Genomic DNA, 19,650 nt, shown 5'->3' with positions numbered 1-19,650 from the left:
GCCCTTGAGGGACCGGCACGAACCGGAAGGACGATGGGACTGACGGGAAACCCCCAAACCAGCCCTGACCCCGCCCCACCAGCACCCCGCCCCCCCGCCACCCCCACCCCCCCTCAGCACACCCTCCCCCCACGGAGCAGGCCGGTCAGGGCATGGAGCCAGGGGTGGGTGGCCGGGCGGCCGGCCAGGACGGCGTTGAACTGGGCTTCGGTGCGGATGGCGCGCAGGGCGGCGAGGTCGTGGCGGCCCAGGGGCGGGGGCATCGGAGTGCCGTGCTGGGTCGCGCGGTAGGTGTCCACGAGGTACTGCTCGATCGCTGTCATGGATCCACCCTCACCCCCTTGGGCGCAGAGCGCTCGCCGATTGACGCTCCCCGTCAATCGATGCCTCCCACCTGCGGCGACGCCCCCGCGGGCGCCTCGTGAACCCTCGTACGGACGCACGGACGCCCGCAGCCCCGCGCGCTCCCGCCCGGCCCCCGCCCCCGAGCCCGGGAGGGCCGCCGGGGCCGGGCGGTGCGGGGTGCGCGGGGAAGGAGAAAATGGGGCGATGAGCGTCACCATCGACATCGCCGGGCTCCCCGAGGAGCGGATCGGCTTCGCGCCGTCACCGCTCGCCGAGCTCTGCATGGCCCTGCACGCGCTCTCGCAGCCGGCCCATCACCCGGGGCTCCAGTCGTGGGCCAGGTCCACCACAGCCTCGCTCGACCCCTGCCTGGCGGACCGGCTCCTCGAGGCCGAATTCCTGTGGAACAGCTCCTTCTCCGACATCTTCATGGCGTTCGCCGGGATCCCGGGCGGTACCGGTCTGCCCGCGCCGACACTGGCCGAGGAGCTGGACGTGCTCGACCGGATGGACGACGAGCGGTTCGTGATGGCGGCGCTGGAGCACTGCTGGCTGGCGCTCTACAACGAGGGCGGCGGGCCGCATCCGCTCAAGGACGGGGCCGCGCGGGTGAAGGCCCTGGAGACGGCGGCCGCGCGCGGGCCGCGGCAGCTGGAGTTCTCGGTCCGGCTGCTGGACGACCCGGCGGGGGTGCGGGTGTGGATGCGGCGGCTGCTGGAGGACTGCGACGAGGCGTTCTTCGCGCAGACCTGGCGGCGGGTGGAGCCCCGGCAGACCGCGGACGCCCGGCACAAGGCGGAGGTGCTGCGCCGCAAGGGGCTGCCGGCGGCGCTGCGGGAGGTGTCGGCGGCGCTGAGCGTGGACGAGGGCCTGACGACGATCACAGCCGACAAGATGGTCAACGGGCAGGCCACCGCGACCGATCCGCGGATCGGGGCGGGGCTGGTCTTCGTACCGACGAACTTCGGCTGGCCGCACCTGCTGGTGCTGCACGCGCCGGGCTGGCGGCCGGTGGTGCACTATCCGCTGGACTCGCCGGAACTGGCCTCCGCGCCGGGCTCGGTGGAGCTGCTCCAGCGGCGGATGGAGGCCCTGGCGCACCCCATGCGGATGCGGCTGTGCCGGAGTCTGGCGCGGGCCCCGTACACGACCAGTGAGCTGGCGCGCGTCTACGGGATATCCGCGCCGGAGGTGTCCCGGCACCTGGCCGTGCTGAAGAAGGCCGGGCTGATGCAGACCAGACGCCAGGGGCGTTACGTCCAGCACCAGTTGGATCTGTCCGTGGTCGCCCGAATAGGTTCCGATTTCATCGAGGGCGTCCTGCGCTGAGCCGATCCGCCCGGGCATCGGACAGTGGCCGGATTTCACCCTTTCCAGAGACGCCGATATCCGGATTTCACAAACCGGAAGCAGTGAAAACTCTGGCGACGGGCGCCTCTTGGTGTCTAACGTGCGTCCACCACTCCCCCACAGGCTCTTCCGCAGTGAAAGGACCTTCATGCCCTCTCGCCGTATAGCCACAGCGACCGCGGCCCTCGCGGCCGCTGCCCTCGTCTCCCCTCTGCTCCTCGCCGGCCCGGCCGGTGCGACGAGCCCGCAGAGCGATGCCGCCCGGGGTGACGCGCTGGCCAGGAAGCTGGTCAAGGACTCGACGGGCAAGGGGGCCAACAACCACCTGAAGGTCTTCCAGTCGATCGCCGACTACAACGGCGGCACCCGCGTGGCCGGCTCCAAGGGGCACGTCCAGTCCGCCCAGTACGTCGAAGCCGTGCTGAAGGGCGCCGGTTACGAGGTCTCGCGCCACGAGTTCGACTTCGTGTACGTCGAGACGCTCTCCGAGAAGCTGAAGGTCAACGGCGCGAACGGCCGCGACGTCCCGCTCAAGCTGATGACGTACACCGCCAGCGGCCCGGAGGGCGGCATCACCGCTCCCGTCGCCGTCGCCCCCGTCGACGCCGACGGCACCAACGGCTGCGAGGCCTCCGACTTCGCGGCCGGCGCCTTCACCGGCAAGATCGCCCTGGTCAAGCGCGGCGGCTGCACCTTCGCGGCGAAGCAGGCGAACGCGGCCGCGGCCGGCGCGGTCGGCGCGATCATCTACAACAACACCGCGGGCGCCCTCAACGGCACCCTCGGCGACGCGAACGCCGGCAAGGTCCCCACGGGCGGGATCAGCCAGGAGGAGGGCGAGAAGCTCGCCGCCGAGGCGGCCGCCGGGCCGGTCTCGGTCACCCTGGACATCCGCGAGCTGCGCGAGAACCGCAAGACGTACAACGTCGTCGCGGAGACCCGGGGCGGGGACGAGAACAACACCGTCTTCCTCGGCGCGCACCTGGACTCGGTCGCGGCCGGTCCCGGCATCAACGACAACGGCTCCGGCTCGGCGGGCATCCTCCAGGTCGCGCAGCGCCTCGCGAGCAGCCAGTCGAAGATCAAGAACAAGGTCAAGTTCGCCTGGTGGTCGGCGGAGGAGTTCGGCCTGCTCGGCTCCGAGGCCTACGTGGCCTCGCTGACGCCGGAGCAGAAGAAGCAGATCAAGCTCTACCTCAACTTCGACATGATCGCCTCGCCGAACGCCGCGTACTTCGTCTACGACGGCGACGACTCCGACAAGGTCGGCTCGGGCCCCGGCCCGGAGGGTTCGGCGCAGCTGGAGCGGCAGATCACCGACTTCCTCGACGCGCAGAACATCCCGCACGAGGGCAGTGACTTCACCGGCCGCTCGGACTACGGCCCGTTCATCGAGGCCGGCATCCCGTCGGGCGGTACGGACACCGGCGCCGAGGGCATCAAGACCCCGGAGCAGGCCGCGAAGTTCGGCGGTACGGCGGGTATCGCCTACGACCCGAACTACCACGGCAAGGGTGACGACATCACCAACATCGACCAGAAGGCGCTCGACATCAACGTCGACGTCATCGCGAACGCGGTGGGCCACTACGCCTGGGACCTGGCCCCGCTGACGCAGCCGGTCGTCTCGCAGCCGTCCACCGGCTCCGGCAACGGCGGCGGTCTGCGCCCGGGCCACGACCACGACGTCGAGCAGTAGGAACAGCAGGAACAGCCGTAATTTCACGAGGGGCCGGGGTTCCGCCAGGAACCCCGGCCCCTCGGCCGTGCCCGCGACGCCCGGCCCCTCGGCCGTGCCCCGCGACCGCCGTGCCCCGGCCCCGCTACCGCGGCCAGGGGCCGATGCAGACCGGCTGGACCAGCCAGCCGAAGTCTCCGAGGCCCCCGCGCGCGGTGAGCTCCGCCGCCTCGCCCGCCGCCGACAGGGCGCGGACGTAGCCCGCCGGGTCGGTGGAGGCCAGGGCCAGCGGTGGACGGCCGCCGCTGACCCCGAGCGCGGTCAGGGCTTCGCGCTGGGTGAGCAGGGCCGCGCCCGGTCCCGCGCAGGCGTCGAGCGCGACGTGCGCGGTGACGTCGCGGCCGCCGTCCGGGACGGGGGCGGTCTCGCGGCCCGCGCGGAAGCCGGTGAGCGTCCCGTACGGGGGGCGGGCGTCGCGGGTGTGGGCGTAGTCCACGGCCACGGCCAGGCCCCGGTCCAGGGTGGCGACCGCCGCCGCCCAGGCCTCGTCGCGGGCCCGGCCGATCTCCGCCCGGCCGCCGTCCGGTCCGGCCGCCCCGGGCCACCAGCGCTCCAGCCAGAGCCGGTCGGCGTCGTCGAGGGGCCCGCCGGGGGTCTCCGTACCGTCGGGGGCGACCAGGACGTAGCGGCCGCCCTCGGCGATCTCCAGCGGTACGTTGTCCAGCCATTCGTTGGCGAACAGCAGCCCGGTGGTCCCCTCCGGGGGCTCGGCGACCCAGCGGATGCGGGGGTCCAGCCCCCCGGGCTCCGCCGCGCGCTCCACCGCGTACGGGCGCACCCGCGCCGCCGTCTCCGGCGGCAGCGCGGCGAGGACCCCGGCCAGCAGCTCCCCCCGCCCGGCCCCCATGTCGACCAGGTCGAGCCGCTCCGGCCGGCCCAGCTCCCCGTCCACCCACACCAGCAGCCGGGCCACGGCCCCCGCGTACAGGGCGGAGGCGTGCACGGAGGTCCGGAAGTGCCCCGCGGGCCCCGGCCCGCCCGGACGGACGTAGAAACCCTCCGGCCCGTACAGCGCGGCCTCCATCGCGGCCCGCCACCGGACCGGCCCCCTGACCCCACCCTGAGCGCTCATCCCTCACAGGTTAAGCCGACCCTCCACCTTGCGGAGTACGCCCCTGTCGCAGGGATCGCACCTGTGGTTGACTCCAGCACCTATCTCCTTTCCCTACTCTGGGTTACGTGCAGCGCCTCTACGACTTCATCCGCAGACACCCGACGGGCGTCGACAGCTTCTGGGCTGTCCTCTTCTTCGGGATGTCGATGATGAACGTGGCCGGGGCCGAGGGGCAGAGCACCGCCCTGCGGCTGGCCACCGTCCCCGTCGTCGCCGCGCTGACCGCCGCCCTCGCCCTGCGCCGCAAGTGGACCGTGGCGATGTTCTGGCTGACGGTGGGCGCGGGCCTCTACCAGCTGGCCATCGGCCAGGAGATGCAGTTCTGCGACGTCGCCATACTCGTCGTCCTGTACACGGTGGCGGCCGCCGACGTCCCGCGCTGGGTGTCGCGCACCGCCCTGGCCTGCGGACTGCTGGCCTCACCGCTGTACTTCCTGCGCTTCGGCATCGACAAGAGCGCCGGTACCGTGGAGGAGATCCTCTTCGCCCTGTTCATGATGGTGCCCTTCGCCCTGGCCTGGGTGACGGGCGACTCGCTGCGCACCCGCCGCGCCTATTACGCCCAGCTCGTGGAGCGCAACCAGCGGCTGGAGAAGGAGCGCGAGGCCCAGGCCAAGGTGGCGGTGGCCGCCGAGCGCGCCCGGATCGCCCGCGAACTGCACGACGTCGTCGCGCACAACGTGTCGGTGATGGTGGTGCAGGCCGACGGGGCCGCGTACGTCATGGACGTGGCCCCCGACCAGGCCAAGGAGGCCCTCCAGACCATCTCCGGCACGGGCCGCCAGGCACTGGCCGAGATGCGCCGGCTGCTGGGCGTCCTGCGCACGGGCGAGCCGCAGGAGTCCGAGGACTACGTCCCGCAGCCCGACGTGGAGCAGATCGAGGTGCTGGTCGAGCAGGTGCGGGCGGCCGGGCTGACGGTCGGCTTCGAGGTGGAGGGCGCACCCCGCAAGCTGCCGAGCGGCGTGGAGCTGACGGCGTACCGGATCGTGCAGGAGGCGCTGACGAACACGCGCAAGCACGGGGGCCCCGACGCGAAGGCGACCGTGCGGCTGGTCTACTTCGACGACGGGCTGGGCCTGCTCGTCGAGGACGACGGGCGGGGCGCCGCGCACGAACTGTACGAGGACGGCGGCGCGGACGGCGCCGGACACGGTCTGATCGGCATGCGGGAGCGCATCGGTATGGTCGGGGGAACCCTGGACGCGGGTCCGCGTCCCGGCGGTGGTTTCCGGATCAGTGCCCTGCTCCCGCTCAAGAAGAGTTAGCCCCCGCTCAAGAAGAGGTTGAGGTAGTCACGCATGTCCATCCGAGTGATGCTGGTCGACGACCAGGTGCTGCTGCGCACCGGCTTCCGCATGGTGCTGGCCGCCCAGCCCGACATGGAGGTCGTCGCGGAGGCGGGCAACGGCCTGGAGGCGCTGGAGGTGCTGCGGGCCACGGCGGTCGACGTGGTGCTGATGGACGTGCGCATGCCCAAGCTCGACGGGGTGGAGGCGACGCGGCGCATCTGCGAGCCGGAGGAACACCCCAAGGTGATCATCCTGACCACCTTCGACCTGGACGAGTACGCCTTCTCGGGCCTCAAGGCGGGCGCGAGCGGCTTCATGCTGAAGGACGTGCCCCCGGCCGAGCTGCTGGCCGCGATCCGGTCGGTGCACAGCGGGGACGCGGTGGTGGCCCCCTCGACGACGCGCCGCCTGCTGGACCGGTTCGCGCCGATGCTGCCGAGCACGACGGCCGAGCCGGAGAACAAGGAGATCGAGCGGCTGACGGACCGCGAACGCGAGGTCATGCTGCTGGTGGCGCAGGGCCTGTCGAACGGGGAGATCGCGGCCCGGCTGGTGCTGTCGGAGGCGACGGTCAAGACGCACGTGGGCCGCATCCTGACGAAGCTGAACCTGCGCGACCGGGTCCAGGTGGTGGTGCTGGCCTACGAGACGGGTCTGGTGCGCGCCGGCGGCGGCGCGGGCTGACCCGCCCCGCCCCCGCGTCCGGCCGCCGCCCCGCCTACGGGAGCGGCGGTACCGCCGCACGGAGGTGGCCCAGCAGCGTGGACAGGGACTCCCACGCCGCCGGGTCGCCGCCGTCGCCCAGCGGGTAGTGCAGCCCGGGCCTGCGCTGCGGGCCCACCTGGACGGGCCTGACCTCCAGCGGGGGCCGCCGCGCCCGGGTCAGCGTCGCCTCGGCCACCCCGGCCCCGCCGAGGGTGAACGACACCGGCACCGCCGGCGCGAGGGCACGCGAGGTCAGGCTCAGGTCCCGCCGCCCGGGGCCGAGGGAGGCCAGCATGCTGATCAGGCCGTGCCCGGACACCAGTTCCTCCGCCAGCGCCTCGAGCGCCGCCAGCGGCACCTCCTCGGCGGGCCCGTACCCGAGGGACAGCGTGATGTCCTCCTCGACCCCGGCGGCCGTACGGGTCACGCGTACGGTGGCCAGCGCGGGCCGCCCCGGCGATCCGACGGCGGTGACCAGGGTCGGTTCGGGCGCCCGGCCCCGGGCCAGGTCGGTGAGCTGGCGCGGGGACCACGGCAGGTTCACCGGCTCGGCGGTGCCCCAGCCCGCGGGCGGCTCCCCGGTCAGGGTGCGCCAGGCGGCCTCCAGCGAGCGGCCCACCAGCAGCCCCTCCTCGGCGGGGTGCTCCGTACGGAACTGCACGGTCAGCCGGCGCTCGCCCGACGCCCCGGCCCGCCCGAACGCGGCGGCGGCCCGCGGCCGGCCCGCCTCGTCGCGGACCGGGGCGAAGGTGCCGTCCTGCCAGCTCAGCACCGCGCCGGACAGGCCGTCGTAGTACCCGCACTCGGGGTCCTGGACCACCCAGCGGTTCGGCGCCCCGGTCAGCGCGGTGCGCAGCGGCAGGCTGAGCCGGCAGTGGTCCGGGGTGACGATGTGCAGGGCCGCGCCGAAGCCGGCGGTGGTCCGCAGGACGTCCGACAGCCAGGCCGTCAGCCCGATCACCGGGCGGTCCGCGAGCACCACCGCGGTGGATTCGGTGACCACGTCCACGGTCGGCAGCGCTCCGACGGGCGCGGGCGCCGCCGAGGCCTCGGAGGTCACCGGCACCACGGCCACGTGCCCTGCGCCCTCGGGCCAGACGGCGCCGCCGAGCACCTCGGCTAGGCGTCCGGCGACGGCCCCGGCGAGGGGGGCCGCCTCGGGCACGGCGGTGGAGGCGCGGGTCTCCGTCCACCAGACCGGGGTGGGCGAGGGCGTCCCGAGGAGCCGTTCCACCTCGCCGGGCACCTGCACGAGCACGGGCGCCTCGACCGAGACCAGCGGCCGGCCGCCCGCGCCCAGCAGCTGGATGACGGCACCGTCCCCGACGGCCTGGGCGTCGAGGTCCGCGCCGCCCGCCGTCAGGGCCACCATCAGCGCGGTGGTGTCGGGCATCTTGGCGGTGAGGGCGATGACGTCCTTGGTCACGGTGTCAGGGTGCTTCCTGTTTCGGGGAGTCGGCGAGGGCGGTCTGCACGATCTGGTGCGGGCGGCCGCGCCGGACCAGCGTGCCGCGGCCGGGCGGCTGGGCGCTCGCGTACAGCTGCGGGAACAGCTGCCCCTCGGAGCGTTCGCCGTTCATCACGAGGGCCGTCGTGCCGGACTCGCGCAGGGTGGTCATCAGCGGCTCGTACAGGGCCCTCGAGGAGCCGGCGACGCGCCGGGCGATCACGAAGTGCAGGCCGATGTCCTGGGCGGAGGGCAGGTAGGGGACGAACGCCTGGAGCGGCTGCTGCCCGGCGGTGGTGAGGATGTCGTAGTCGTCGACGAGGACCACGATGCGCGGTCCGGCGAAGCCCGGGCCCTCGCCCGGCTCGGCGTCCGGGTCGATGCCGTCGTCCGGGAGCCGCTTGTCGAGCTCCTTGGCGATCCCCGCCGACAGGGCGGCGGCGATCTTCGCGTTGTGCGCGTACCCGCCCCGGTAGGGCTCGGGGACGACGCCGCGCAGCCCGCGCCGGGGGTCGTAGACGGCGAAGACCAGTTCCTCCTCGCCGTAGCGGGCGATGAGCTGGCGGGCGACCAGGGCGAGCAGGTTGGTCTTGCCGCACTCGTTGTCACCCAGGATCAGCAGGTGCTGGTCCTGGCCGAAGAGGTCCAGCAGCACCGGGGCGAGGACGTCCTGGTCCACGCCGACGGGGATCCGGTACGGCTCCTCGTCGACGGTGGGCAGCCGGTCGGCCGGCAGCCGCGCGGGCAGCACCCGTACCGGCGAGGCCAGTTCGCCGTGCCAGGTGGCGCGGACGGTGCCCGCGGCCTCCTCCAGGGCGGCCGCCAGGTCGGTGTTGCCGGCCTGGGAGTCGATGCGCGGCAGGGCCGTCTGCGCGAAGAGCTTGCCGTCGGTGAGGACCCGGCCCGGGGTGTCCGGGGAGATCGTCTCGGACAGCTTGCGGTCGATGGCCGAGTCGGAGGGGTCGCCCAGGCGCAGCTCGACCCGGCCGCCGAAGAGGGACTGGTTGGCGATGCGCACGTCGTTCCAGCGGAGCATGCCCGCGACGACGTGGATGCCGTAGCCGCCGCCCCGCTTGAGCAGGTCGGTGACGGCGTCGTCGAGCTCCGAGAACTCCTCGCGCAGGGCCCCGTACCCGTCGACGAGCAGCACGATGTCGGTGGAGGCGAGCTCGGTGAGCCGGCCCTGGGAGCGCAGCCGGCGCAGCTGGTCGACGGAGTCGATGGAGTGCTCGCGGAAGAGGGCCTCGCGGGTGGCGAGCATGGCCCGTACCTCGGCGACCGTACGGGCGGCCCGTTCGCGGTCGGCGCGTCCGGCGATCCCGCCGACATGCGGGAGCCCGGCGAGCGCGGCGAGGCCGCCCCCGGCGAGGTCGAGGCCGTAGACGGCGACCTCCTGCGGGGTGTGGGTCAGCGCCAGCGAGAGGGCCAGGGTGCGCAGCAGGGTGGTCTTGCCGGACTGGGGGCCGCCGGTGACGGCGGTGTGCCCGCCGGCGACGGTCAGGTCGAGCTCCCAGGGGCCGCGCCACTGACGCGCCGGGTCGTCGAGGACGCCGAGCGGCACCTTGAGCGGGACCCGCCGGGCGGTGCCCAGCTGGAGGCCGCGCTCGGTGACGGACAGCGGTCCGGCGGCGGCGTCGAGGGGCACCGCGTCGGGCAGCGGCGGCAGCCAGATACGGCGTACGGGCGGGGCGGCGCCGGCGAGCTGGTCGACGATGACGGAGAGCACGCTGGGCCCGGTCTCGCGGGCGGTGGCGGTGGGCTTCTCCTCGGTGTCCTCGGCCGGACCGGCGCTGTCCTGGAGGGTGTTGAAGGTGGGGTAGGGCAGGGCGAGCGGTCCGCTCTCGCCGCCTTCGCGCTCGGCGGCCGGGCCCCGGTAGCGGCCGGAGACGTACCCGGCCTTGAAGCGCGTGTAGGTGGAGGTGTCCACCTTGAGGTAGCCGAACCCGGGCAGCGGGGGCAGCTGGAAGGCGTCGGTGGTGTCGAGGACGGTGCGCGACTCGTCGGCGGAGAAGGTGCGCAGACCGAGCCGGTAGGACAGGTAGGTGTCCAGGCCCTTGAGCTTGCCGCCCTCGATGCGCTGGCTGGACAGCAGCAGGTGCACGCCGATGGAGCGGCCGATGCGGCCGATGGACAGGAACAGGTCGATGAAGTCGGGCTTGGCGGTGAGGAGTTCGCCGAACTCGTCGATGACGACGAACAGGTGCGGCAGCGGCTCCAGTTCGGGCTTCTCGGCGCGCAGCACCGCGTAGTGGCCGATGTCGGCGACGTTCCCGGCGTCCTTGAGGACCTGCTGGCGGCGCTTGACCTCGCCGGCGAGGCTGGTGTGGACGCGTTCGACGAGCCCGGCCTGGTTCTCCAGGTTGGTGATGACGCCGGCGACGTGCGGGAGCTTCTCGAAGGGGGCGAAGGTGGCGCCGCCCTTGTAGTCGACGAGGACCATCGCGAGGTCCTCGGGCGAGTGGGTGGCGACCAGCGCGAGGACGAGCGTACGGAGCAGCTCGCTCTTGCCGGAGCCGGTCGCGCCGACGCACAGCCCGTGCGGGCCCATGCCGAGCTGCGAGGACTCCTTGAGGTCCAGCAGCACCGGGCCGTGCCGGTCGTCGATGCCGATCGGCACGCGCAGGAAGTCCCGCTCCCCGCGCGGCGCCCACATCCGGCCCACGTCGAGGGCGGCCGGGTCGGAGATGCCGAGCAGGCCCATGAAGTCGACCGGCCCGGAGACGGGGGTGCCCTCGGCGACGGACTCGGCGGACAGCCGCAGCGGGGCGAGCATGCGGGCCAGGCCCTCGGCGGTGGCCGGGCCGAGGGCATCGCTGATGCCCTCGGCGGCGGGGGCCTGCGGGGTGCGCAGGTCCCGGACGGTGACGTGGCTGCCGTCCACGGTGATCCGTACGGACACCTCGTCGGGCTCGTGGACCTGCTCGGCGAGCAGGTGCAGCACGGTGGTGTTCATGTCCGCCAGGCCGACCGCGGTGTCGGGGCGGGGCAGTTCGACGGCGTTCTCCCCGTACTCGTCGCTGACGACGAGGAGCCGGCCGGCCAGGCGCAGGGCGCGCTTGTCGGACAGGCCGCGGCGCACCTCGGCCGCGTACGACGCCCTGCGGCGCAGGTCCGGGGCGAGGACCCCGGCGGCGAGCTGGGGCAGGCTGGGGGCGATCCGGCGGGCGGCGACGGGCCCGTCGTGTTCCTGCTGGTCGAGGACGTGGGGCAGCCACTTGGCCCACTCCCAGTCCGCGAGCCGGTCCCCGGGCACGCCGAGGGCCACGGCCACGTCGTCCGGGGCGTGCAGGACGGCGGTGTGCGTGAGCAGGGCGCGGGCGACCCGCAGGACGCCCTCGCGGTCGCCGACGATGCTGACGTTGCCGGCCCGGTCGAGGGGGACGGTCAGCGGGAAGTCGCTGGCCCGGCCGAAGCGGGCCATGAGGGCGCCCGCTTCGTTGAGCATGAACCGGTCGGGCGGGGTGAGCACGCCCCCGGCGCCCGCCGCGAGGCTGAGCTCCTGGACGGCGACGGCGCCGGTGCCCAGGCGCGGCCGCAGGAAGTCGGGGTCGGTGCGGCGCCGCTCCCACAGCCGCGCGGGGTCGCGCACCAGGTCGTACAGGGCCTCCGGCGGCGGGTTGAGGCGGCGCGCCTCGTCACGCAGCGCCTTCTCGCGGGCGCCGAGTTCCTCGCGCTGTTCCTCCAGGTACTCCAGGTAGCGCTCGCGCTGGGCGCGGCGGGTGCGCTGGGCCTTGCCGCGCTGGGACCAGAACAGGGCGACGGCGCCGACGAGGGCGAAGACCAGCACGATGGCGCCGACGGCGGCGAACTGGCTGTTGCGGATGACGGTCATCATCACGACCGAGCCCATCACGCCCGCCATGGGCAGCAGCGCGGTCGCCGGGCTGCCGATCTTGCCCTCGGGCAGGTTGGGCGGGGCCTCGACGGCGTGCGGGTGCGCGGGGGCGGGCGGCAGGGTGCCGCGGGCCGGCCGGTGGATCAGCTGCTGGGTCACCGGGCGGCACCCGACGCCGGGAGGGCCACGGCCCGCTGGAGCACCTCGGCGGCGAGCCGTACGGCCGCCTCCCGGGTGCCTGCGCCGAGGAGTTCGGAGGTGATGGCGCCGCCGGAGGCGAGGTGGCGGTCGTAGGGCAGTACGACGACCCCCGCGCCGGTCGCGCGCAGCTTCTCGGCGGCCTTGCCGAGGTCGACGGCGGGGTGCGGGGACTGCACGGTCAGCACGACGACGGTGCGGGGCAGCACGGGCACCGGCAGGGAGGCCAGCCAGTCGAGCACGGCGTGGGTGGAGACCAGGCCCTCGGCGGTGGCGGGGGCGGTGAGCACGCGGGCGTGCGCGGTGTCGAGGGCGGTACGGGCCACCTCGCCCGGGAGGGTCTCGCAGTCGACGACGGTGACCCCGAAGTAGCGGCGCAGCGCGACCATCACGGTCCGGTAGGTGGCGACGTCGACCTGGGCGCCGATCCGGCCCTGGCTGCCGGGCAGCAGCCAGCCGCCGTCGGCGAGCGGGACGAGGTAGCCGGTGATGTCGGTGAGCTGCATGGAGGGGCGGACGATCTGCGCGAGGTCCGCGCACGTCCAGCGCAGGGACTGGACGCCGAGCCGCACGGGCAGGGTGCCGAGGGCGGCGTCCGCCTCCAGGGTGAGCACCGGGTCGTGGCGGAAGTGGTTGTAGGTGCGGCTGAGGAGGGCGGTGACGGTGGTCTTGCCGGATCCGCCGCGGATGCTGGTGACGACGATCTGGCGTCCGGTGGTGACGGGCTGCTGCACCTGCGTGGCGAGTCCCGTCTCGGCGGCGACGGCCTTGGCGACGGAGGAGCCGAGCACTCCGCGCAGGGTGCGCAGGGTGCGGCGCATCAGGGGGTCGCCGTGGCGGGGCCGGCCGGCGGCGGCCTCGGAGCCGGGGACCGGGACGGTCTCGGGGGCCCGGGCCTGCGGCGCCTGCGGGGTGTAGGGCTGCTGGGCGTACGCCTGCCGCGGCGGCGCGGGGGCCGGCTGCTGCGGGAGGGGGGCGTGCGGCTGCACCGGCAGCGGGCCCTGGGGTGCGGCGGCGGGAGTTCCCGCGGCCGCGGCGGGGCCGGCGCCCGTCAGGTCGCCGAGGACTCCGGCCTGCCAGTCGCCGTGCGAGGCGGCGGGGGCGTGGCCGTGGCCGGTGCCGCCTGCGGGCCCGGGGCCGTGGCCGGCTCCGGCCTGCCAGTCGCCGTGCGCGCCGGCGGGGCCGTGGCCGGTGCCGCCTGCGGGCCCGGGGCCGTGTCCGGGGCCGGGGCCGGCTCCGGCCTGCCAGTCGCCGTGCGCGCCGGCGGGGCCGTGGCCGGTGCCGCCTGCGGGCCCGGGGCCGTGTCCGTGGCCGTGTCCGGGACCGGGATCGGGCAGGTGTCCGTCACGCTGGTTCATGCTCATGTCTGACATGTCTGAGTAGCAACCCTTACGCGAAGGTGCCGAGCAGCCGCCCGTACACACCGAACACCCCGATGAGCAGCGGGAACAGCACGATGACGCCGATGGACTCGGCGGTGTCCCCGAACCGCCGCAGCCGGACCCGTACGTGCTCGGGCGGCTGCACGGCGAGGACGCCGAGTGCCGCCAGGGCCAGCGCCAGCAGCACCGCCAGCGGCCCGGCCGCGCCGGCCCGGCCGGCCCACACCAGCAGGGCCGCCACGGTGACGGCGGCCCCGGCCAGCAGCAGCGCGACCACCTCCGCGACGAGCGGGAACGCCCGCGCGCGCAGCCACAGCACGACGGCGACCGCCGAGGCGAGGGACACCGTCCAGACGTCGGGTTCCCGCAGCGCGAGCACCCCGGCCGCGCCCGCCGAGACGGCGGTGGCGAGGGTGGCCAGCGCCATGCCCCGGTGGGTGGCACCGAGGGCGGTGGCGACCTTGTACCGGCTGACCGAAACCCCGCGCGCCCGCTGGTCGTCCAGGCCGGTCAGACCGGCCGCCGCCAGCGCGAGACGCGGCAGCAGCCCGAGCAGGACCACCGAGAACACGGCGAGCACCGACCCGGTCCGGGCGCCCGCCTGCCCCTGCGACAGGGCCACGGCCTCCCAGGCCACCGTCAGACCGACCACGGCGGCGGCGCCCACCAGCCCGCCCCGCCCGAGCGACGTGAACCACCCCAGCAGCGCGAGCCCGACGGCCAGCGCACCGGCCACGGCGGCGAGCCGGCCCATGGCGCCCCAGTGCTGCGCGTCGCCCAGGGTCCACGCCCCGAGCACCCCGACGGCGGCGGCGCCGGCCAGCAGCGCGGCCGCCAGCCCTGACCGCTTCAGCCGCCCGGCCAGCGCCCCGACGATCCCGGCGACGGCGGCCGCCGCGAGCAGTGCGCCCGCCACGGCACCCGGCGCGAACTCCCGCCGGGCGAACCACCCCGCCACCAGCGCCCACAGCACCATCCCGGCCCCGGCGGTGACCCGCCGCGCGGAGGGACGCCAGCGCCAGGCCCGTACGTCCAGGTCCTCGGCGGCCTCGTCGGTGACGTCGTGCACCACGGGCGCGGACGGCACGTCCTGCACCCGTACGAGCCGCAGCACGGCCCCGTCGGCCACGCCGGCCTCCTCCAGGGAGACCCCGTGCTCGATCACCGACCCGTCGGCCGTGACCAGGTGACGCAGCATCGGCTGCGCGGCCACCCGGTCGTCCAGCATCCGTATGACGTCGGGCAAAAGCCGCCCGACCGGCTCCTGGGAGGGCAGTACGAGATCCATCCGCCGCCGCTCGCCCACCAGGGTGACCCGGCTCAAGGCCGTACCGCTGATTGCCCCCATGCTCACCACGCGCTCGAACCTATCACCGAGTACTGACCTGCCCTGGTGTCCCCGTCTTGCCCATGAGGCGGTGGGAGATGAACGACCAGCCGACGCAGCCGGCGCACAGCACCGCCGCGATCACCAGCCCGGCGACGGCCTTCCCGATCCGCTCGTCGGCCACCCGCCGCCCGCGCTGCGCCCCGAACAGCACGGCATCGCGCATCCTGCGCCGCCGCACCGCGACGGACTCCAGCAACTGGCTGTCGTAATCCTCAGCCGCCACCCCGGCCTCCCTTCTCCCTGTCGCCCCGCACGCTAGTACGCCCCCTCCCGACGCCGAAACCGGCGGCGCCGGTTTCGGCGCCTCGCAGGCCCCCCTCGAACCCCTCGAACCCCTCGAGCCGCTCGTTCACCTGCTCCACCGCTCCAACAGGTCGGTGAGGTCCGGCCCCAGCCCGTCGATGATGTCCGGCTCCCGGAGCCCGTGGCCCACCGCCGTCCCGAAGTACGTGGGCTCCCCCGGCTCCGCCTCGACCCCGAGCAGCCCGTCGAGCTCCCGCAACGCGGCCGCGAGGCGCGGTGCGTTGTACGCGTACACCCGGGGGTGCGGAACACCCCGGAAGTCACAGGCCCCCCACACGTCATGGTGCACGGCCAGCTCGGCCGACAGCCCCATGACGGTGTCGGGACACACGCTCAGCTCGACCAGCCGGTGCTCCCGCCGTCGCCGCCCGGCGGCGTCGAACCAGACCCCGTCGCCCACCACGTGGAAGGACGACGGCTCGGCGCGCTCCTGCCCGGCTGGCCGCAGCGCCGCCACCCGCCCCGGCAGGCGGTCGTCATCCAGCCGCACGCCCTCCAGCCCGATCCGGGCGTCACCGTCCCCGAACACCCAGAACCACTCCAGCGCCACGGGCTCCAGCAACCCGTGCCGCTCCAGTACGCCGGCCATGGCGGCGGCCGTCCGCAGCGCAGCCCCGACACCGGCCTCACCGGTCCCGTCGAGCTCCCAGTACCAGGCCCCGCACTCCAGCGGCGCCCGCATCAACCCGCCCACGGCCCGTCCCCCTCCCGCGCGTACTCCTGCCACGTCGCCAGACGCACCCGGCACTCGCCGAAGTCCACGAACCCGTTCTCGGTCAGAGCGCCGCACGCCGCAGGTACTCCCGCATCAGCCGGGCGCACTCGGCGCCCTGCCCGAAGTCGGCCTCCCTCACCCGCCAGTCGATCGCGGTGACCCGCGCGACCAGTTCGTCCGCGCGGATCATCCGGCGGTGGCGGCGGACACGATCCCTCCGAGCCGCCGGGCCGCCTCCAGCTGGTCGATCGCGACCAGCCCCGCCCGCTCGGCCGGCGGGTCCCACCGCATGTCCCAGTCCACGGCCCTCAGCCGCGCCAGCACCAGCGACGCCGTCACCCTCAGCCCCTCCCCGACAACTCCTGGAGCGCGTCCAGCGACGCCGCCCCGTGCACGGCCGCGCCGACCGCCGACCCGGCCCCGGTACGGCCGAGGCAGCCGTCCAGGGCCTCCAGCGCCGAGTCTCCGCCCCCTCGGGCCGCCCGGAGCCGCAGCAGCCAGGGCGCGCCCGCCTCGAAGGCCGCGTCCCCCGCCGCGCTGCGGGGCTCGTAGCCGGCCGCGCCGTCGGCGGACGCCCACAGGAACCCGAGGAGCCCTTCCCCGCACCGCACTTCGGCGTACCGGACGGGCCCGTCGGTGGTGGCCTCGTAGTCCTCTTCCCCGTACCCGCCAGGGAGGAGCCGCATGAGCCGCTGCCAGCGCGCGGGGACCTCGAAGGTGCCCCAGGAGTCCTCGTACGCCGCCCCTTCCGCCAGCAGGTCGGCGAACCCGTCCGCCGTGGGCCGGGCGTGCCGGGTCTCGTCACCCGGGTCGACCTCCGCGCATGCCAGCGCGGAGATCCGTTCCAGTGCGGCGGCGAGCCGGGGCGCGTTCTCCGCGGCCACCTCGGGCTGCGGCCGCTCCCGGAGGTCCTGGGTCAGCCAGGGGTCGGCGTACGTGGACAGCGCGAGCAGCACCGCGCCTTCGCCCCACACATCGACCCGTACGGTGAACAGCCTCTCCGCCCGCCGCCGGACCCCGGCCTCCCGCCACTCGCCGGGCAGCACGAGGCCCAGCGTGAGCAGCCGGCCCGGCAACGGGTTCGCGGCAGCGGTCGCTTCGGCCATGGCGGGGACGGGTACGCCACGCCGCTCGACCAACGGGTGGGCCATGGCCGACCGGTCACAGAGCAGGACCGAGCCCGTGCCGCCGCCCTCGACCAGCCCGAGGGAAGCCAGGACGCCCCTGACGTCCCCCACCAGCCCGAGGGCCCTCGCCACCCCGCTCGCGGCAGCATCGAGCACGGGGGCGGGCTCCCAGAACCACTCCCCCACGGGTTCGGACGTGATCACAGGAACGCCACGCGTCCTCCACCGGGCCGGCTCCCGCTCAGCACCTCACTCAACACGGCAGCACCCGCACCTTCGCGCCCCGGCCGTTCAGCCACGACTCCAAGTCGGCACCGGAAAGTTCCCGTCGGCCTTCGGCGTCCACGACGACGGCCGGCCCGAAGACCGTGCCCATGAGGCCGTCCACCACCGTCCGATCGTCGAAGACAACCTGCATGAAGGTCTGCGACACCGACGCATCGCTGAGATCGGCACCGCGCAGATCCACATCGTCCAGCGACGCGCCATGGAACACTGCCCCTCGGAACGAAGCCGCCCGTACGTCCACGTCGTACATCTCGACGCTCCCGAAGTCCGCACCGTCGAGCATGGCACCGCGCAGCGAGGCACGGTCCAGCTCGGCCTTCACCAGGGAGGCACCGGCGAGATCGGCTTCGTCGAGAACGGCACCTTCGAGGTGCGCACGGTACAGATCCGCGCCTGACATGCGGGCTCCACGCAGAACCGTCTCCGTGAGGAGCCCGTTCGCCAAGTCCGCACCGGACAGGTCGCTCATGGAGAGGTCGAGCCCCGCGACATCCATCAAGGCGACCTCCCCCACCGTCGTCGCTTCACCGGGAGACGGCGGCGACGATCTCCCCGATGAGCTTGGCTGCCTTGAGCTCTTCGAGCTGGATCAGACCCGCCTCCTTGAGCTCCGTCTCGGAGCCGGGAATCAGGTCCGTCGGCTGCCACCGCAGGTCCCGGCCGAAGACCTCGTCCGTCTGCTGGTCCCTCAGCACCCGGCGCCGCAGCAGGGGGCCCTGCCCGTCCTCCGCCGTGAAGTGCGCGACCTGGCCGTCGGCATCGAGCGCGTCGAGCACGGTGTCACCGAGCAGGGTGACGGGCGGATTGCCGAGGTAGGCCGTCAGGGCGCTGAGCCGGAACCGCACACCCGTCAGGTCGAGGGCCCCGGAGTTGTCCCGGGCGAATTCCCCGCCCCGCTCGTAGAAGAGGACCAGCGGCTCGTACAGATCGGGCAGGCCCGAGAACCCGTCCGGGTTCTGCGCACAGAGCTCGGCCAGGCGGACCGCTCCCGAGCAGGTGTTCCGCACCTCCCCGTTGGGTAGCCGCGGCAGGAATTCCGCGAGCTCGGAAGCGATTTCGGCGGAGAGCCGGAATTCGGGGTCCACGTACGGGGTCACGTCGAAGAAGGGCCAGGCCTCCTCCGCCGCATACGCCTGCGACCACAGGGCCGCTCGGCGCAGGTATTCACGGAACAGGACTCGACGCGACTTGGCGTGCCCGAACGCGAAGTCCCAGTCGCTCATCCACCCGACCGCGCTCAGGCGGTGGAGCACGGCGGACGCCGTCCGATCGGTCACTTGAGCTCAATTCCCTTCGAGCGCAGCTCGTCCTTCAGAGCCGCCACCACTTCGTCGATGTTGGACAGATCGGACGCCAGCTCGATCTTCGGAACGTCGAACCCTACCGCCCTCCAGTGTCCGAATCCGCCCCTTCCTTCGTTCACCGCGAGATCGTGCGCGCCTGCGTCACGGGGGTCCCGGGGGAATTCACGGTAGTACTCCACCGGGCCGCCGTCGTTCTGGAACGAATCCCACAGGTGCGGTGCGTCGACGGTATAGGGCAGACCCGCCTCCATCAGCTGGCTCTCGACGTATTCGTGTCCGATGTAGCGCTCGAACTTGGTCGCTTCCTCGGGCGTGAGGGTGCGCTGGCTCGCCGCTTCCCAGATCTCCGCGATGTCGCTCCGCGGTGTGAAGTACCCGTGGCGCGAAAGACCGGGACCCTCAGGCACCACGTGCTGGGTGAGGAAGAAGTGGGTGCGGACACGGTCCAGCACCTGAGGGCTGATGCCTGTGTTGTCTGAAATCGCCCCGATGTTCAGGCTCTCCGGGTTGGCCCGGACGCCGTCGTAGAACCGGGCCGCCGGGACGTGCTCGGGGGTGGGCTCCTCGATGTACCGCGCCCCGTCCGGCCTGGGCTCGGAGCCGCCGGGCAGCACCCCGTCATCGCCGGCGCCCGCGGGACCGTCGGGGAGGGAGCCGCCGCCCGAGCCGCCGCCCTGGTGCGGGATGGACGGGCCGTCGCCGTGGCCGCCGCCGCCCGTGGAGGGGCCGTCGCCGTGGCCGCCCGTGGACGGGGTGTCCGTGTGGCCGCCGGTGCTGGGGGTGGTGTCGGTGTTGCCGTGGCCCCCTGTGCCGCTGTTGCCGCCGGGTTCGGTGTGGCTGTTGTGCGGGGTGTTGTCCGCGATGCCGCCCGGGGTGTGGGTGGTGACCCCGCCCGGGGTGTGGGTCGTGACCCCGCCAGGGGTGTGGGAGGTGACGTCCGTGGGGCGGGCGCCTACGCCTACGGGGACTTCCTCGCGCTTGGGGACTTCGGCCAGGGGGTGGTCGGGGCCCTTGGGGACCGAGGTGAGGTCCTGCTTGGGCAGGCCCTTGTGGTCCAGCAGCTGGTTCGTCGTCTTGTCGAAGTACTGCGGGCGCCCGAGGGCGTCGTCGGGGAGGC

The 19,650-nt window shown here is 74.0% G+C and carries 17 protein-coding genes and 1 pseudogene; 4 read left to right on the top strand and 14 right to left on the bottom strand.

The window, feature by feature from the left end:
• Positions 1 to 113: 113 nt before the first annotated feature.
• The gene (locus tag ACZ51S_RS34255) at positions 114 to 323 is read right to left on the bottom strand and encodes a hypothetical protein (RefSeq protein WP_468479754.1); all 210 of its coding nucleotides are present in this window, start codon (positions 321 to 323) and stop codon (positions 114 to 116) included.
• Positions 324 to 549: 226 nt separating this feature from the next.
• Between ACZ51S_RS34255 and ACZ51S_RS34250 the strand changes: the two genes are divergently transcribed.
• Positions 550 to 1,674, top strand: a complete 1,125-nt coding sequence (locus tag ACZ51S_RS34250) for a DUF5937 family protein (protein ID WP_468963144.1) — start codon at positions 550 to 552, stop codon at positions 1,672 to 1,674.
• A gap of 169 nt (positions 1,675 to 1,843) precedes the next feature.
• Positions 1,844 to 3,394 (top strand): M28 family metallopeptidase, encoded by a 1,551-nt coding sequence (locus tag ACZ51S_RS34245; protein WP_468479753.1) that lies wholly within the window; start codon positions 1,844 to 1,846, stop codon positions 3,392 to 3,394.
• Between the two features lie 124 nt (positions 3,395 to 3,518).
• Here the strand turns inward: ACZ51S_RS34245 and ACZ51S_RS34240 are convergent, their stop codons facing one another.
• Positions 3,519 to 4,505 carry an SAM-dependent methyltransferase gene (locus ACZ51S_RS34240; RefSeq protein ID WP_468963142.1) on the bottom strand — a complete coding sequence of 329 codons (987 nt, stop codon included), beginning with the start codon at positions 4,503 to 4,505 and terminating at the stop codon, positions 3,519 to 3,521.
• Positions 4,506 to 4,612: 107 nt separating this feature from the next.
• Here ACZ51S_RS34240 and ACZ51S_RS34235 point away from each other — a divergent pair, with 107 nt between their 5' ends.
• Entirely contained in the window at positions 4,613 to 5,815 is a 1,203-nt protein-coding gene (locus tag ACZ51S_RS34235) for a sensor histidine kinase (protein WP_468479751.1), read from the top strand.
• Between the two features lie 33 nt (positions 5,816 to 5,848).
• Positions 5,849 to 6,523 (top strand): response regulator transcription factor, encoded by a 675-nt coding sequence (locus tag ACZ51S_RS34230; protein ID WP_388944778.1) that lies wholly within the window; start codon positions 5,849 to 5,851, stop codon positions 6,521 to 6,523.
• A gap of 34 nt (positions 6,524 to 6,557) precedes the next feature.
• Here the strand turns inward: ACZ51S_RS34230 and ACZ51S_RS34225 are convergent, their stop codons facing one another.
• From ACZ51S_RS34225 to ACZ51S_RS34170, 12 genes and pseudogenes are all read right to left on the bottom strand, one after another.
• Positions 6,558 to 7,970 (bottom strand): DUF6177 family protein, encoded by a 1,413-nt coding sequence (locus tag ACZ51S_RS34225; protein ID WP_468963141.1) that lies wholly within the window; start codon positions 7,968 to 7,970, stop codon positions 6,558 to 6,560.
• 4 nt (positions 7,971 to 7,974) lie between these two features.
• A complete protein-coding gene (gene eccCa / locus ACZ51S_RS34220; protein ID WP_468963139.1) occupies positions 7,975 to 11,985 on the bottom strand; it encodes a type VII secretion protein EccCa in 4,011 nt (1,336 codons plus the stop codon).
• Positions 11,982 to 13,388, bottom strand: a complete 1,407-nt coding sequence (locus ACZ51S_RS34215; RefSeq protein ID WP_468963137.1) for a hypothetical protein — start codon at positions 13,386 to 13,388, stop codon at positions 11,982 to 11,984. Before ACZ51S_RS34215 ends, eccCa begins: the two co-directional genes overlap by 4 nt.
• A 25-nt stretch (positions 13,389 to 13,413) precedes the next feature.
• Complete coding sequence (gene eccD, locus ACZ51S_RS34210; protein ID WP_468479757.1) at positions 13,414 to 14,754, bottom strand: type VII secretion integral membrane protein EccD; 1,341 nt, start codon at positions 14,752 to 14,754, stop codon at positions 13,414 to 13,416.
• A gap of 22 nt (positions 14,755 to 14,776) precedes the next feature.
• On the bottom strand, positions 14,777 to 14,959 hold the full coding sequence (locus tag ACZ51S_RS34205) for a hypothetical protein (protein ID WP_468479756.1): 183 nt from the start codon (positions 14,957 to 14,959) through the stop codon (positions 14,777 to 14,779).
• Between the two features lie 186 nt (positions 14,960 to 15,145).
• Positions 15,146 to 15,793: a hypothetical protein gene (locus ACZ51S_RS34200; RefSeq protein ID WP_468804179.1), complete on the bottom strand. Its 648-nt coding sequence runs from the start codon at positions 15,791 to 15,793 to the stop codon at positions 15,146 to 15,148.
• Between the two features lie 82 nt (positions 15,794 to 15,875).
• A complete protein-coding gene (locus tag ACZ51S_RS34195) occupies positions 15,876 to 16,004 on the bottom strand; it encodes a hypothetical protein (protein WP_468479746.1) in 129 nt (42 codons plus the stop codon).
• Positions 16,001 to 16,153, bottom strand: coding sequence for a hypothetical protein (locus ACZ51S_RS34190; RefSeq protein ID WP_468963135.1), 153 nt, complete (start codon positions 16,151 to 16,153; stop codon positions 16,001 to 16,003). Before ACZ51S_RS34190 ends, ACZ51S_RS34195 begins: the two co-directional genes overlap by 4 nt.
• A gap of 2 nt (positions 16,154 to 16,155) precedes the next feature.
• Positions 16,156 to 17,145: a hypothetical protein gene (locus tag ACZ51S_RS34185; RefSeq protein WP_468963133.1), complete on the bottom strand. Its 990-nt coding sequence runs from the start codon at positions 17,143 to 17,145 to the stop codon at positions 16,156 to 16,158.
• Between the two features lie 49 nt (positions 17,146 to 17,194).
• Positions 17,195 to 17,725 (bottom strand): pentapeptide repeat-containing protein, encoded by a 531-nt coding sequence (locus ACZ51S_RS34180; protein WP_468804181.1) that lies wholly within the window; start codon positions 17,723 to 17,725, stop codon positions 17,195 to 17,197.
• 28 nt (positions 17,726 to 17,753) lie between these two features.
• Positions 17,754 to 18,506 (bottom strand): hypothetical protein, encoded by a 753-nt coding sequence (locus ACZ51S_RS34175; RefSeq protein WP_468963131.1) that lies wholly within the window; start codon positions 18,504 to 18,506, stop codon positions 17,754 to 17,756.
• Positions 18,503 to 19,650 (bottom strand): annotated as a pseudogene (locus ACZ51S_RS34170) (hypothetical protein); the annotation flags it as partial. The pseudogene ACZ51S_RS34170 and the gene ACZ51S_RS34175, both read right to left, overlap by 4 nt.

This window comes from Streptomyces sp. NPDC034043, from assembly GCF_055575675.1.
This window is presented reverse-complemented; position numbering and strand designations above follow the sequence as displayed.

Bases quoted from the DNA above. Each gene is read 5' to 3' on its own strand.
- ACZ51S_RS34255 (WP_468479754.1), bottom strand. From the start codon at position 323: ATGACAGCGATCGAGCAGTACCTCGTGGACACCTACCGCGCGACCCAG.
- ACZ51S_RS34250 (WP_468963144.1), top strand. From the start codon at position 550: ATGAGCGTCACCATCGACATCGCCGGGCTCCCCGAGGAGCGGATCGGC.
- ACZ51S_RS34245 (WP_468479753.1), top strand. From the start codon at position 1,844: ATGCCCTCTCGCCGTATAGCCACAGCGACCGCGGCCCTCGCGGCCGCT.
- ACZ51S_RS34240 (WP_468963142.1), bottom strand. From the start codon at position 4,505: ATGAGCGCTCAGGGTGGGGTCAGGGGGCCGGTCCGGTGGCGGGCCGCG.
- ACZ51S_RS34230 (WP_388944778.1), top strand. From the start codon at position 5,849: ATGTCCATCCGAGTGATGCTGGTCGACGACCAGGTGCTGCTGCGCACC.
- ACZ51S_RS34215 (WP_468963137.1), bottom strand. From the start codon at position 13,388: ATGAGCATGAACCAGCGTGACGGACACCTGCCCGATCCCGGTCCCGGA.
- eccD (WP_468479757.1), bottom strand. From the start codon at position 14,754: ATGGGGGCAATCAGCGGTACGGCCTTGAGCCGGGTCACCCTGGTGGGC.
- ACZ51S_RS34205 (WP_468479756.1), bottom strand. From the start codon at position 14,959: ATGCGCGATGCCGTGCTGTTCGGGGCGCAGCGCGGGCGGCGGGTGGCC.
- ACZ51S_RS34195 (WP_468479746.1), bottom strand. From the start codon at position 16,004: ATGATCCGCGCGGACGAACTGGTCGCGCGGGTCACCGCGATCGACTGG.
- ACZ51S_RS34180 (WP_468804181.1), bottom strand. From the start codon at position 17,725: ATGGATGTCGCGGGGCTCGACCTCTCCATGAGCGACCTGTCCGGTGCG.